This window comes from Paenibacillus sp. LS-5, assembly GCF_056121505.1.
The window spans coordinates 219,819-234,604 of the sequence record NZ_JBWAVA010000006.1 but is presented as its reverse complement, the minus strand read 5'-3'; the positions used below and the strand labels follow the sequence as shown (position 1 = coordinate 234,604).

11 protein-coding genes are annotated in these 14,786 nt (G+C 49.8%); 4 read left to right on the top strand and 7 right to left on the bottom strand.

Going from position 1 to position 14,786, the window contains the following annotated elements; all coding sequences use genetic code 11:
- Positions 1–16: 16 nt before the first annotated feature.
- Together AC0MA3_RS12265 and AC0MA3_RS12260 are read right to left on the bottom strand one after the other, a co-directional pair.
- Positions 17–1,183 carry an NAD(P)-dependent malic enzyme gene (locus tag AC0MA3_RS12265; protein ID WP_474656459.1) on the bottom strand — a complete coding sequence of 389 codons (1,167 nt, stop codon included), beginning with the start codon at positions 1,181–1,183 and terminating at the stop codon, positions 17–19.
- Positions 1,184–1,615: 432 nt separating this feature from the next.
- Positions 1,616–2,371 (bottom strand): YheC/YheD family protein, encoded by a 756-nt coding sequence (locus tag AC0MA3_RS12260; protein ID WP_379153630.1) that lies wholly within the window; start codon positions 2,369–2,371, stop codon positions 1,616–1,618.
- A gap of 210 nt (positions 2,372–2,581) precedes the next feature.
- On the opposite strand from AC0MA3_RS12260, the gene AC0MA3_RS12255 reads away from it, so the two are divergent.
- Both AC0MA3_RS12255 and AC0MA3_RS12250 read left to right on the top strand, forming a co-directional pair.
- Positions 2,582–3,394 carry a DUF6492 family protein gene (locus AC0MA3_RS12255; RefSeq protein WP_474656405.1) on the top strand — a complete coding sequence of 271 codons (813 nt, stop codon included), beginning with the start codon at positions 2,582–2,584 and terminating at the stop codon, positions 3,392–3,394.
- Positions 3,395–3,408: 14 nt separating this feature from the next.
- Positions 3,409–4,728, top strand: a complete 1,320-nt coding sequence (locus AC0MA3_RS12250) for a sugar phosphate nucleotidyltransferase (RefSeq protein WP_474656404.1) — start codon at positions 3,409–3,411, stop codon at positions 4,726–4,728.
- A 70-nt stretch (positions 4,729–4,798) separates the two neighbouring features.
- On the opposite strand, the gene AC0MA3_RS12245 is transcribed toward AC0MA3_RS12250, so the two are convergent.
- Together AC0MA3_RS12245 and sbnA are read right to left on the bottom strand one after the other, a co-directional pair.
- Positions 4,799–5,764 carry a 2,3-diaminopropionate biosynthesis protein SbnB gene (locus AC0MA3_RS12245; RefSeq protein ID WP_474656403.1) on the bottom strand — a complete coding sequence of 322 codons (966 nt, stop codon included), beginning with the start codon at positions 5,762–5,764 and terminating at the stop codon, positions 4,799–4,801.
- A 42-nt stretch (positions 5,765–5,806) separates the two neighbouring features.
- Positions 5,807–7,996 carry a 2,3-diaminopropionate biosynthesis protein SbnA gene (sbnA, locus tag AC0MA3_RS12240; protein WP_474656402.1) on the bottom strand — a complete coding sequence of 730 codons (2,190 nt, stop codon included), beginning with the start codon at positions 7,994–7,996 and terminating at the stop codon, positions 5,807–5,809.
- Positions 7,997–8,162: 166 nt separating this feature from the next.
- On the opposite strand from sbnA, the gene AC0MA3_RS12235 reads away from it, so the two are divergent.
- Positions 8,163–8,984, top strand: a complete 822-nt coding sequence (locus AC0MA3_RS12235; RefSeq protein WP_474656401.1) for a YheC/YheD family protein — start codon at positions 8,163–8,165, stop codon at positions 8,982–8,984.
- 107 nt (positions 8,985–9,091) lie between these two features.
- On the opposite strand, the gene AC0MA3_RS12230 is transcribed toward AC0MA3_RS12235, so the two are convergent.
- Positions 9,092–10,318: an MFS transporter gene (locus AC0MA3_RS12230; protein WP_474656400.1), complete on the bottom strand. Its 1,227-nt coding sequence runs from the start codon at positions 10,316–10,318 to the stop codon at positions 9,092–9,094.
- Positions 10,319–10,428: 110 nt separating this feature from the next.
- Entirely contained in the window at positions 10,429–10,776 is a 348-nt protein-coding gene (locus AC0MA3_RS12225; RefSeq protein WP_474656399.1) for a VOC family protein, read from the bottom strand.
- Positions 10,777–10,944: 168 nt separating this feature from the next.
- On the opposite strand from AC0MA3_RS12225, the gene deoD reads away from it, so the two are divergent.
- Positions 10,945–11,667: a purine-nucleoside phosphorylase gene (gene deoD / locus AC0MA3_RS12220; protein ID WP_474656398.1), complete on the top strand. Its 723-nt coding sequence runs from the start codon at positions 10,945–10,947 to the stop codon at positions 11,665–11,667.
- Positions 11,668–11,820: 153 nt separating this feature from the next.
- Here deoD and AC0MA3_RS12215 read toward each other — a convergent pair whose 3' ends face one another.
- Positions 11,821–14,478 (bottom strand): adenosylcobalamin-dependent ribonucleoside-diphosphate reductase, encoded by a 2,658-nt coding sequence (locus tag AC0MA3_RS12215; RefSeq protein WP_474656397.1) that lies wholly within the window; start codon positions 14,476–14,478, stop codon positions 11,821–11,823.
- Positions 14,479–14,786: the final 308 nt, after the last annotated feature.

Sequence of the window (14,786 nt, the reverse complement as noted above, 5' to 3'; positions counted from 1 at the left end):
CGCTGTTGTTTTATTTTTATATATGATCGCTGTTCTGCAGGTTTTTATGAGAGACTCCGCTTTTGAACGCCGCTGCAGCAACGGCATCGCGGATTCTTTCCACTACCCGCGGATCAAAGGCATCCGGGATAATATATTCCTCATGAAGATCCGCTGGATCTATCACCGAGGAAATCGCCTCAGCCGCCGCCAGCTTCATCTCGTCATTAATGTCGGTTGCTTCACAATCCAGCGCCCCTCTAAAAATACCCGGGAAGCATAGCACATTATTAATCTGATTCGGATAGTCCGAACGGCCTGTCGCCATTACTCTTACATGCGGCGCAGCGATAGCAGGATCAATCTCCGGCATGGGATTCGCCATCGCAAACACGATGGAATCTTCAGCCATATTCATCACATCTTCCAGCTTCAGCACATCCGGTGCCGAAACACCCACAAAGACATCCGCACCCTTGATTACATCCGACAGCTGGCCGCTCTCCAGGTTCGGATTCGTCAGCTGGGCGAATTCGCTCCAATGTGCACGGTTATATTGAACGGTCCGGTTGATGGCCCCTTCCCGGTCCACACCGATCAGATTCACGGCTCCGGCCTGCAGCAGCATTTTGGATACGGAGATACCGGCTGCGCCAATACCGTTTACCACAATTTTGACATCCTTGATCTGCTTCCCGCATACCTTCAGGGCGTTCAGCAGCCCGGCAAGCACAACAATGGCCGTACCGTGCTGGTCATCATGAAACACAGGGATATCCAGCTCATTCCGCAGTCTCTGTTCGATCTCAAAACAACGGGGTGAGGATATATCCTCAAGATTAATGCCGCCGAAGGTAGGGGCAAGTGCTTTTACAATGGTAATAATCTCTTCCGTATCTTTCGAATCCAGGCAGATGGGGACGGCATCCACATTGGCGAACTGCTTGAACAGCGCCGCTTTGCCTTCCATAACGGGCATGGCCGCTCGCGGGCCTATATCTCCAAGACCGAGCACTGCGGTTCCATCGGATATCACGGCTACAGTGTTTTTCTTCGTCGTCAGTTTATACGCCTGGGCCTGATCCGCAGCAATTGCCTGACAAACCTTTGCTACTCCTGGTGTATATACTTTGGATAAGTCCTCTTTCGTCAGGATCGGATTCTTTAAGGTTGTTTCGAGTTTGCCGCCTTTGTGCAGGAACATGATTTCTTCCAATAATTCCACAATATCTCCCCCTTCGACTGATCCACTGCTTGTTCAGACTATTTATGAGCCTCTGTATGTATACCAAATAGTATCGGTAATACTCGCCAGATTCGCAAGATAATCGCTCTAATCATATGAGTGTTAACAGCTTAACTTCTTAACTCTACAACGCTCACTCGTTCTTTTCGCTGAAGTAGATCACACTCTTAGCCACTTTCGCTTTTTTTCGACAAAAAGACTGTGAACACTTCAAGCTTCGTTAACGTCTGACAAATTCTCTTTGAACGGATACCCGTAAAAAGTTTGAAATCCCCTATTTTTTTTCACAAGCCAAAGGAAGTATCCCGGAATGTCCAAAAACGCGAACAGCGATTCTCCAATAACTGAAGAATCGCTGCTAGGACTGGCTCATTTATGGAATATACAGCTTTAGTGTTTCATGCCAAAACGCCGGTACCTCATGACTTTTCTGTACATGGATTTATCCTTCAGCTGATTGAAGATATAAGGGTCCGGATTCATGTTCACTTCAATAATCCATGGCGTCAGGGAGCGGTCCAGCCCGACATCCACACCGATATGGCGGATACGGGGATAGGTTTTCTGCATATGAGCGGCCATACGGGTTCCCAGTCTATTCAATTCGTCTGTCAGTTGTCCGAGCCGGTTAGAAGTCATATGAGTGGAGAGCAGCGTTTCGATCGCCATCGGTTTGCCTCCGCTGTGATAGTTGGTAACAATTTTGTGCGGATGCCCCAGTCTTCCAATGATTCCAGTAGCTTCCCAGACCCCCTTAGGACTAAGCTGCACCATTACCCGGATATCGAAGCGGCGCCGGTTATGCTTCAGCAGATGAATGCCTTTTTGAATCAAATAGCTTCTTCCGCCTGTCTTCTTCGCCAGACTCTTGTGAAAAGCTTCAAAGGTATCAAAATGACGAATCTTCTCCTCATACTGGTACGTGAAGCCCTGCCGCTCCCCACGCTCCGCCCGGATGACCCCATTCCCGTAGGTTCCCCGTTCCGGCTTCACATAGATCATGCCGTAGCTGTAAATCATCTGCTCCAGATTACTTCTATTAAATCTTCGGGTATCGGGGATAAAAGGCTTGATCGAAGCATTGCGGAGCAGCAATTTGGTCTTAATCCATTTGCTCTGTACTGCGTTCACCGGTTTTGCCTTCACACTCGCACTCTCCTGTCTGAGAGGGAGGATTCTCCCTCGCTGATTTGCATGGTCACTGCATTGTATGCAGGATCAGCCCTGGCTGAATGAAGCAAATATCCCGTACGGGAAGATTAACTTTACAGTGCTCTTTGCCCGGTCATGCAGTGCTAATGGAGCATACCTTAATTCAGACGCCCTTAGTGTCAATACGTGCACGGAGATGAACCTATGTCAGCAATTACAGGCTTAACGACCAGCGGTCCCGCGATCGATGTCCTTATCCCGGCCATTGAAAAAGATCTGGCGACCCTTCCCTATGTGATCGACAGTCTTCGCCGCTATGTACGCCATCCTATCAGCCATATCTACATTGTCTCGCCGAACAGCAACAGGATCAGAAGTCTGTGTGCCCGCAAAAACTGTATTTTTGTCGATGAGACCACCGTTCTGCCTTTTACCAAAAAGGATATTCATTATTCCTCCTCCCGCTGGAACCGTTCCGGCTGGCTGTATCAGCAGCTGCTGAAGATGAACGGAGATCATATCTGCAGGGAGAACTTTTTTCTGGTTATTGATGCCGACACGGTGTTAATCCGTCCCCACCGTTTCCGTTCCGGGGGTAAAAGCATCTTTTACTGCCGCAGCTGGAGCCAGCCGGAATATTTCCGCACTTACCGGAAGCTGCTGGGTGTTCCCGCACCCTCTCCCAAATCCTTCGTCACCCATTACATGCTGTTTGAGAGGGCAAAGCTGGCGGGACTTAAAAGAAAAATCGAAGCCAGACATGGGGTATCCTGGCATACCGCCATTCTCCGCAGCATCGACAGGAAGAAGCAGTTCGGTTTCTCCGAATTCGAAACCTATGCCAATTATGTATACAGCATGGACAGCAGCTCCGTACTGCTCAAGAAGGCAAATAATAAATCCCTGACAACAGCTGTGGCCGATCTGGGCAACGCCCGGCTCCAGAACCTGGCCCGAACCTTCCGCTCGCTTTCCTTCCATCAGCGAAAGGGGTATTCCATTCCAGCCAAACGCTAAGGAGGCAGACAGCCATGCATACCATTTTTTTGTGCGGAGGCTCCGGACAGCGGCTGTGGCCCCTGTCCGGCCGCATCCGTTCCAAGATGTTTCTGGATCTGCTCCCTGCTCCGGATGGAGGTACAGAGTCCATGATCGGGCGGGTATGCCGCCAGCTTGAACAAGCCGGACTGGGGCAATCAGCCTTGTTCGTGACGCATAAAGATCAGCTTGCTCTGACGCAGCGGCATACCCGGGGGAGATACCCGGTAATTGGGGAGCCGTATAAGCGCGGCACATTCACGGCTGCCGCGCTGGGGGCCCTCTATTTATATTCCACAGGAAAAGCTAAACCGGAAGACACCCTGTGTGTGGCTCCGGCCGATATGTATGCAGATGACGGATTCTTCCGGCTATTTCATCAATTTACCGATATCTTGGCAGAATCCCAGGCCGACCTTGTATTGCTTGGGACAAGACCCGCCCATCCCTCAGACCAGTATGGCTATATTGTCCCTGGGAAGGCTGTGACCAGTCGGTATTCTCCGGTGGTCTCATTTGAAGAAAAGCCGGATACCTCAGTAGCTAAGGAGCTGATCCGGCACAATGCCCTATGGAACTGTGGTATTTTTGCTTTTCAGTTAGGCTTCATGTTATCCCATTTGCAGCAGATGGGGCTGCCCACGGAACCGGCTGCATTTACAGACCTCTATCCCGGACTCCCTGTCCGCAGCTTTGACAAGGAGATAGCTGAGCACAGCAATAAATCCGTTGTACTCAAGCATGAAGGGGAATGGCTTGATCTGGGGAGCTGGGGATCGCTCAGCGGACAACTGGCTCAGACGGTTATTGGAGCGGGCGGAATGTGGGGGGAATGCCGGAATACGCATATTGTTAACGAACTGGACATTCCGCTGCATGTAATCGGCGTATCCGGAGTTGTTGCTGTCAGTGGTCCCGAGGGGATTCTGATCGCCCGGAAAGAGGAAGCAAACGCAATAAAGGAGATCATCCAGGATGTTACAGCTGAATCCAGATATGGCGAAACCGAATGGGGAAGCTATACCGTACTCGACCGCACCCCATGCGGTAAAGGCCTGGTTATCACACTGAAGCTATCCCTTCTGCCAGGCCAGACGATGTCCGAACAGCTCTGCGGCCATTCCGGCACATGCTGGCTGATCCTCTCCGGTGAAGGAGAATTCCTCCTGAATGGTTTGGCTACAGAAGCACAGCCGGGCGGAATATTGACAATTTCCAGGGGAGACAGCTATGGAATCACAGCTTTTACCGCCATGAAGCTGATGGAGATACGGACTGTGGAAGAAAACGATGACCCGGATTCCAATAAATAGCCGATCACATAAAATAAGCGGTCCAATGGGATTTTGCGCTTAACCGCCTTCTCATGGATCGCTTGTTCATTTAATTAAGCTCAGTCCCGATCCTTTTCTCTCTTGCACGCTTCACGTAATATACGGCTGTAGCAATATCGAAGACGGCCATGCCCATCGGGCAGAAAAGAATCGGTTCATCTGCGGAGAACTCCGTCAGGCAGCGCTTAGAGACAACCTCGGTAATCGTCCGGATACCGTCACGAGTCAGCCCCTGCTCCAGATGGAGGCGCTCGATGTCCGTATTCTCGCGGCACACTTCATCCCAATCGTCCACGATGATGGCTTTTACTGTAGTCAGCGCCTCCGGCTTATAATCCCGCAGCGAAACATTCAGCAGAAGACTGCCCTTGGCAGGGGGAGTATCAATGTACCGGTGATCTGACACCGTACAGGTGATGAAGATATTGGAATGCCGGTAAACATCCACCCAAGTCTTAGCCACTTCTATCCTATCCCTATATTGAGGGGGGATTCCTGACAAATCTGCCCCCCTTATATCATAGATGCGTATAGATTCGATCCGGTCCCCATACAGAGCTGCAGCCATTTGACAGTGATACTGTCCGATCGGTCCCCAACCGATAATGCCAAGATGAATCCGTACCTGCGGGCGCACCTCCATAAAGTGGCGAATCATCAGAGCGCTGACCGTTGCTGTTCTGACAATGCTCGGGAGCGGCGAGTTCAGAACGGCTGACGGTTCGCCCGTATCAGGATCATTCAATACGATCATGCTGTGCGCGCGGGGAAGACCCGCTTTTATGTTATCGGGGAAGCTCGAAATCCACTTGATCCCGGCTGCACTCACCTCTCCGCCTACGTATGCGGGCATGGCAATAATCCGGTTCTGCGGATGGTTATACCTTAGGTAAGGTTTTACCGGCTGCGCGTAATCACCGGAATCGATAATGCGTACCGCAGCTTCCATCCTATTCACAAGGACAGGCCAATCCAGGCCAACTTCCCGAAGGTTCTGGTCGTTTAAATACAGCATGCAGATCCCTCCTAAACCTATACTTTATATCCCCTGTTATGTTCAGTCTTTAGCTGTAAGTTCCCGGCCGAATTGGCTCTGAATCCAGGAGTCCGAATATACAGTATCGAGGTAACGTTCTCCCTTATCATGCAGAATGACCGCACAGACCGATCCCGGAGCCAATTCCTGCTCCATCTTCTTAACAGCGGCAATGATCCCCCCGGAGGATGCACCTGCCAGAACTGATTCGCTCCGGGCGAGTGCCCGGCAGCCTTGAACGATATCCAAGTCCGTGACATGGATGATACGGTCGATCAGATCTGTTCTGCAGAAGGGCGGTACGATACCGGCACCGAGTCCCGGAAACCTCCGTTGCCCCTTATTTCCCCCAAAAATAGCACTTCCCTCCGCATCCACAGCCACGATTTTGGTCCCAAGCGCATGATCCTTTGCATATTCCGCAAGTCCCCGGATCGTGCCGCAGGTACTTACGCTGCAGAACAAGTAATCCACACGGCCCAGCTCTGCCACAATCTCCTTCATTGTCGTATGGTAGTGAGACAGATAATTATGGGGGTTCGCATACTGATTCGGCCAATAACTGCCCGGTATCTCTGCCAACAGCTGCTGCACACGGTTTAGCCTGGCAGGCAGAAATTCGCCTGTTGCGGGGTCGGGTTCGGAGACTAAGTCTATTGTTGCACCCAAAGCCTTCAGAATTTGCAGATTAGTATCTGTGGTTCTGGGATCGACCACACTGATGAAACGCATCCCCACAACCTTACAAATCATTGCCAGGCTGATCGCCATATTTCCCGAACTCGATTCAACAATGTCTGTTCCCGGCCCGATGATGCCCTCATTCCAGGCTTCCTGGATCATCCGCAGAGCCGGACGGTCTTTTGCACTTCCCCCTGGATTCAGCAGCTCCATCTTGGCGTAGACCTCAAATCCGCTATTCTGGAACAGGTTGTTCAGCTTGATTAAAGGCGTGTGCCCAATGGCTGACAAAATCCCGCCATTCAGGTCCATTCCGGCATTATCCTTGCCTGTCCGGTAATACAGCTTTTTGTTCTTCACCTGCCTGCTCTCCAGCGGTTCATCATCCCCTGCCAGAATGACCTCTATAACATCAAGCAGATGGTTTCGAATCATCATGCCGATTTCCGGGATGCATTCTCCGATTTCCTCCCGGATAGCCGGAATCATGGAGCTTTTCGCAGATTTGCTGTGAATGTATACACCAAGCGTGTTGTTCTCTACTCTTACGCGGATGATCGCATCCTCGAGATGACGGTATACAACACGTTCGATATCGTACAGGCTGATTTTCTCGCCGTGCTTCAGTTCCCGCCCTACTCTTTTGACGATAGATGCGAAGCTCTGCTTCTCTACACCGCCTATATTCACAGTCCTGAAGTCCCTTACCACGTCATAGGTCACAAAACGGATGGCAGGCAGCATCTTGCGGACGCTCGAGGTAAGTACCAGGATACTTTCACCGTTAGCCAGCGGCCTCAAATCCTCGCCTAACTCCTGCGTCCCGATCCCCTCCCCGTATATGCCCTCGGCCAGAATATATCGGCCAAGATCATGGGAGTAATAAGCAATCGTCCCGATTTCAATGGAACCATACGTATCGATGATGTCACGCGGCTCAAGACCGAACAGACGGGCCATATTCCGCTGCCACTCGGGTGTGGCGATTTCTCCGACTAGAATGATCTTGCGGATGCCGAAGGCGAGCGGATTGTCGGCGGCGTGTACAATATGATCGAGGATGGAAGGCATCGTGTACAAAAGGTCAGGCTGAAAAGCTTCCAGCTGTTCAATGTGCTGCTGAATCGGCAGTTCAAAAGGAATGGACCTGCACTCCAGGCCCAGCCGTTCAAATATGGTTAGGGCAGTGTTTGCTGCGTGTCCTGTACCCATGTCTGCCAACGCTCGGCTGCATCCGCTGCTTCCGATAAGTTCACCGAACAGCTTTGTTTTGATATCTACATAGTAGTTGTCATCTTCCTCAGAGTAGAGGATCGCTTTCCTGCGGCCTGTGCTAGTACCCGACGTCCGGTATACAGCAAGAGAAGGGTCGTACTGCTCTGTGTAATAATGGGTTTCGAGGATTCCCGCAGTCATCAGAGGAAGGTTCTGAAGGCTATAATTCGTCGTCCTCCCACCGATCAGCCCCTCGTACCAGGGAAATATCTCCATAACTTCATGCACCTTATCCTGCAATTTGTCCAGCAGCATCATCGCCGCCTCCCGCTCTGCTGCAGCTGCAGCCTCTTTAGATTCACACCTGCAATAATCATATGTAGCACGCGCTGGGTGTGTTCTTTTATCGTCTGGCTGCCCAGTCAAAAGCGGAGTCATCTCCGTAAGATAGCCCATAGGCTTATTGTGACGGAGGGACATAATGAAGGGACAAATCACACGTATATCCAACAAGATGATAAAGACCAGGGTACTGGCTGGAAACCAAGAGTTAAAGAGGCATATCCCGGTAACCAAAAGAATGACCCGGAGTGTGCTAAAAGGGATGCTGCTCAAATATCACATGGTGTACATTAAGCCGTGCTGCGGATCTATGGGGCAAGGCGTGATCCGGGTAGAGAAAATTTACGCCAGGAGTAGAGAAAACAACTCAGAGGAACACGCACAATACCGCTATCATGCAGGTACGCAAGTGCATAGTTTCTCCGACTACGACACCGCCTATCTCGCAATCTACAGGGAAACCAAAGGACGATCCTATTTAGTACAGAAGGGAATCCAGCTGCTTACCTATGATCAGCGGCCCTTCGATATCCGGGTAATGGTGCAGCGGAATCCTAAGGGGAAGTGGGTGGCTACAGGAGTAGCAGGACGGGTGGCGCATCCCGGCAAAGTGGTTACAAACGGCAGCCAAGGGGGGAGCATTTATCCGGTTGAGAGTTTGTTGGAAGCTTACACAAGTATAGAAAAGCGGGCAGCATTGATCGCGGCTATGAAGAAAATTGGAGTGAAGTCTGCCCATCAGCTAGGCTCTGCTTTCCCCAGCCTTCGGGAAATCGGTGTGGACATTGCCTTGGATCGGCAATTGAATCTAAGGATCCTGGAAGTGAATACAGTCCCCGATCCCTGTCCGTTCACCAAGCTGAAAGACCGCAGCATGATCCGCCGGATCATCAGATATGGTAAGACCTACGGGCGGACTTACAACCTGAAGTGTATGAAGGCGAAGCAGGGGGTGGTATAAGGTAACGATTTTATTAAGCGCACAAAACAACGGTAATGCCAAAAGCCCACCATCGAGCCGGATCGGCCGAGTGCGGGCTTTTGTTACGCTGCTGGATTGTCGGGGAATCAGTTCACCTTAGGTAATGAGATAAAGATTAAGGAACCTATTAGAAACAACGGAATAATGGCTAATATGCTAAAGCTGGCGTCGCCCGTTAGCGTAGTAGTCAATGACATTAGCGCAGGGCCGAGAATTGCCGCAAACTTGCCAAAGATATTATAGAACCCAAAGAATTCATTAGAATTCTCCTTCGGAATAATCTTCGCAAAGTAAGACCGGCTTAGCGCCTGGATTCCGCCCTGGGCCGAACCAATCAACGCACCCAGAATAAAAATATGCCAGACCGATGTAATGAAAAAAGCCGCAATACAGGAAACAATATAGGTGAAAATCCCGACTATAATCATGGTCCGTGCGGAGTACTTTTTTGCCAGATTCCCATAGAGGATCGCGCACGGAAACGCAATGATCTGGATGATAAGCAGAATCCCCAGCAGCGTAAACGTGTCCAGGGCGTCCGAACCCAGCACCGAAGTGGCATACGGCACAACCATTTTAATAATGGTATCTACCCCATCAATGTAGAAGAAATACCCGATCAGGAATACAAACACAATTTTGTGCTGGCTGATATTCCTGAAAGTGATGGCCAGTCTTTTAAAACTATTCGCAACCGGCCTGGGTTCAGGCTCAATATAGTACTTCTGTTTCACATCTCTGATGATCGGCACCGTCAACAGCCCCCACCAGAGCGCTGTAATGATGAACCCGATCTGGTAGCCAATAGCCTTGTCCATCCCCATCATGAAAATGAGCAGCAGGCTGATCCCAAAAGGAATACAGCTGAAGATATACCCGAAGGCGAACCCTCTCGTAGAGACCTTATCCATCCTCCCGTCCTCCGTAACATCTACCAGGAAGGAGTCATAGAAAATATTAGAACCGGCAAATCCAATCGCTGATAAAATATAAAATACAATCAACAGCTGCCACTGCCCGCTCTCCGGTGAAATAAATGCCAGCGAAGCCGTAGCCAATACGCCGACCGCAGCGAAAAATACGAAGAAGCGCTTTTTCCGGTCCTTATAATCCGCAATGGTCCCTAAGATAGGACTAAGGACCGCCACCAGAATACTGGCAATGGAATTAAAATACCCCAAATCCATACTGCTGCCCACATTCGTGAACATGCCGAAGATAATAGGCAACAGCGCCGTAGTCACCGCCATCGAATAAGCAGAATTCCCGCAGTCATACAGAATCCATGATTTCTCCTCTTTGCTCAGCTTCATCCAACCTTCTCCTCTTATATCCGATTGTTACAGTTATATCACGCGAAGATATGAAGCATATCAAAGGGATGTAAAATCAGATGAGGTACCCGTATTAGGCTCCATTCAATCTATTTTTCCCACAGCTCGACCAGTCGGCCATCAGGATCTTCAATCCAAATAAACGTTCCATATTCACTGCTCTCTTTTTCCTTTGCAAGAGGTACACCCATATGTTCAAGATGTTTCATCATCTCGTTAAGATTATCCACTTGGAAATTCAACATCACCTGTTGTCCTGTTGGAAAATAACTGTCATTCTCAGTAAAGAAAGACAAGATAGTCGCATGTTCTGATTGAGGTTGTATCACAGTCCCATTCCAGCTTTCGAATTCAATCTGCAACACTTCACTGTACCATTTTTTCACAACTTCAAGATTACCCGTTCTCCAAAATATCCCTCCAAAACCTTTTATCATCGTAACCCACTCCTGTCTTTCGTTAAATTTTTAGCTATTCGATTACCTTAGATATTCTAGGTTGAAATTAAAGTTCCTTTCCTGCCCATGCTGAAAAACAAGTTCATAGATGGTATAGTGAAATGGATAAAATAATTATCGAGTAACAAACTTTAGGAGGAATTAATCATGTCAACCCCACATAATGCCGCACAAAATGGTGATATCGCCAAAACGGTATTAATGCCAGGAGATCCTTTAAGAGCGAAATATATCGCAGAAACCTATTTGGACAACTATACCCAATTCAATACGGTACGGAATATGTTCGGATATACAGGAACTTACAAAGGTACACAAGTATCTGTGATGGGTTCGGGAATGGGAATGCCAAGTATCGGTATTTACTCTTATGAGCTATACAATAACTATGGTGTGGAGAATATTATTCGTATTGGTAGTGCAGGAGCTTACACAGACACATTGAATTTATTTGACGTGGTACTGGCAGACAGTGCGTGGAGTGAATCTACATATGCTTATGTGCAAAGTGGTGTAGAAGGAAATATACAGCTTCCAAGTAAAGCCTTAAATGATATCATTGAAGCCGCAGCTAAGCGCATCAACAAGCCTCTTTTGACTGCAAGAATTCATTCAAGCGATGTGTTCTATCATGAAGACAATGTGCCTGGAGTCAATGAATTTTACAATGAACATGGCTGTGTTTGTGTAGAAATGGAGAGCTATGCGTTGTTCCATAATGCTAAAGTATTAGGCAAACAAGCAGCGTGTATTCTTACCATCTCGGATTCCTTGGTTACCCATGCCGTGACTACTGCAGAAGAAAGACAGAATTCTTTCAACAGCATGATGGAAGTAGCTTTAGAAGCAGCCATTTCGATTGAAAAATAAAGGTTAGACAGTTCCTAACAGTTCATATTCAGATCCAAATCATACACAAACAGTCCTGATGAAAGTTTTCATCAGGACTGTTTGTGTATTTGTATAATGTTAGCGAAAATTCTGAATAAAAAATATTCACCGCTTACTTAACCTAAGCTCCTCTTAACCGCACCGGCTATATCCGCAATTGCTGCAGGTTTTGCAGCCCTCGATATTAACCAGCGAGGCGCTGCCGCAGGATGGGCAGAGGTCGCGGGAGGCGGTGGCGTGGCTGTGTGCACCGTGGCCGCCGTGACTATCGTCCGTGGAAGCTGCCGCCGGCACGCTTGAATTCAATTCCGCATTCAAAGCTTCATTGAAATCAAGCTCCAGGGTGGCCGCGATTGGAGCGGGCACATGGTCGTCATGGGCATTGTTCTGCACATGAGTCTCCAGTGCTTTGGCTACCGCGTCAGCGATGGATTCAACGCGGTTCGCGCCGAAGCCAATGGCACCGGAGCCGCCGATGCCCTTGAGATGCTTGATCAGCAGCTCAACCTTCTCGCCGTGGTCTCCGTAACGGAGGAACAGCGAGCAGACACGGCCCAGTGCTTCGGCCATAGCGAAGACGTCGGAGCCTGCTTTGCCGACATTCAGGAAGATTTCGGCCGGAATGCCATCCAGGTCGTTGATAGTGATATACGCCATGCCGAATGGCGTGTTGATCTTATAGGTAGCGCCGCGCAGAACCTGCGGGCGTTTTTTGTATTGTTTGTCTCCACTGCCTGCGGTGCTGGCTTGCGGTGCCGGCGATGCTGCTACAACTGCGCTGGCTGTTACTGCCTGTGCTGCCTGTTCCACTGCCGGAGCTGCGGCTTCTGTTACTGGAGATTCCTTCTTGTCTTCCTTCTTCGCCGTTTCCAGAATCTGTACGTCACGGCTGCCGTCACGGTAGATCGTTACGCCTTTGCAGCCCAGATCGAAGGCCATTTCATACAGCTCTGCTGTTTCCTCAACGGTGAAGTCGGACGGGCAGTTCGCTGTCTTAGAGATCGAACTGTCTACCCAGCGCTGAATTGCGGCCTGTACGCGGATATGATCTTTCGCAGACAGATCCATCGAAGTTACGAAGTAGTCCGGAAGGTCTTCACCCGGATGGGCTTCCAGCCATTCCTGGGCAATCGGTACGAACTGTTCGTCGTATCCCAGACGGCTCTGACGGAAATATTTGAAGGCGAAATACGGCTCAATACCCGTCGATGTGCCAACCATGGTACCCGTACTGCCTGTAGGCGCCTGAGTAATCACGGTAACATTGCGCATACCGTGCTTGCGGATGGATTCGCCGACTTCCGGATAAGTTTCGGTGATATTCTTCATGAATCCGCTGAGCAGATATTTTTCTGTATCAAAGGCCTGGAAGGAACCCTTCTCACCGGCAATACCGGATGAGGCCAGGTACGCTTCGCGTGCCATGAAACCGTAGAGCTTGTCCAGGAACTCCAGGGATTCCGGGCTTCCGTAACGGATGTTCAGCTTGATCATCAGCTCGGCCAGACCCATGGTGCCCAGACCTACTCGGCGTTCCAGCTTCTGGTTCGCTTCATTCTCAGGGAAGTGGTAAGGCGTTTTGTCGATAACATTGTCCAGGAAACGTACGGAATAGCGGGTGGTTGTTGCCAGATCCGCCCAATCTACATCATGATTCTCCGCATCATAGAACTTGGAGAGGTTGATGGCCGACAGATTGCATACACCCCAGCCCGGCAGACCTTGCTCACCGCATGGATTGGTGCAGATAATCGGATTGAAGTACCAGCTGTTGGACATCTGGTTGTAGTATTCCATGAATACGACACCCGGCTCCGCCGATTTCCAGGCCGATTCAATAATGGTGTGCCATACCTCACGCGCCTTGACTGTACGGTAAGGAATCACGGCCCGGCCATCGGCCTTCCATTTATCCAGATCCCCGTCCCAGACAGTATCGTAATCCGGATCAGTCGTATCCGGGAATACCAGCTCCCAGTCCAGATCTTCCTTCACTGCTTTCATAAAGGAGTTGCTCACACATACCGACAGGTTGGCGTTGGTCACCTGGCCCATCGTCTGCTTCACGGTGATGAAATCGACCACATCCGGGTGCCAGTCATTAATCATCAGCATTAGCGCGCCGCGGCGGCTTCCGCCCTGTTCGATTAATCCAGTGGTGTAGCTGAACAGTCCGCCCCAGGATACAGAACCGCTCGACGAGCCATTAACGCCTCTAACGATAGCACGACGCGGACGAAGCGAGGACAGGTTGATGCCTACACCGCCGCCACGGGCCATGATCTCAGTCATTTCAGACAACGTCTGCATGATGCCCCCGCGGCTGTCTTTTGGCGAAGGAACGACATAACAGTTGAACAGGGTCAGTTCTTCACTTGCCCCGGCACCTGCGGCAATGCGTCCGCCCGGAACTAGCTTCCAGTCATCCAGAATGGAACGGAATTTGCCTGTCCATTCTTCCTGAAGCTCCGGGGTTTTCTCTACCGAAGCCATGGCAGAAGCGAGCCGGTCCCACATTTCCTCAGGAGTCTTCTCTATGTTAAGTGTTAATTTTTCCACATCCGACTGTACAAGCTCGCCGCTACGCGTCTTTACGGTTACCACACGGCCGCTACGTTCAACAATCTCCCCGACTTCCTTGGTTGGGAACTTCGGATCGTCTTTGGTCAGCACGAGCACAACGTCGCCTACCTTGGCATTGTTGTTGTCCGCATCCTTCCAGGCATAACGGTCCAAAAATATTTTTTCACTCAGACCTTCAAGACGCTGTTTGCGTTCCACTGTACTCAATAGAAAAACCTCCCGGATATTGTGATATGTAAAACTCTCCAAGTGGAAACGGCTTCGCCATCCTTTTACGGGACGGAATCCGTTTCAGCGAGAAATATAAGGATGATGTATAGCGTGAACCATATTAAATCCTTATATTTCAACCCGAACTTCGGCGGATGGACTGCACCAGACTTGCACGCAGAAACTTTCCCTTGTCAATAAAAAATAACCGAAAAACGCCCGGATTAATCAAACTTTCAAGCATTTGTAACAATATATTGTGTCAATCAGCTTTTCAACTATACCACATATTGTGTAGAAGGTCT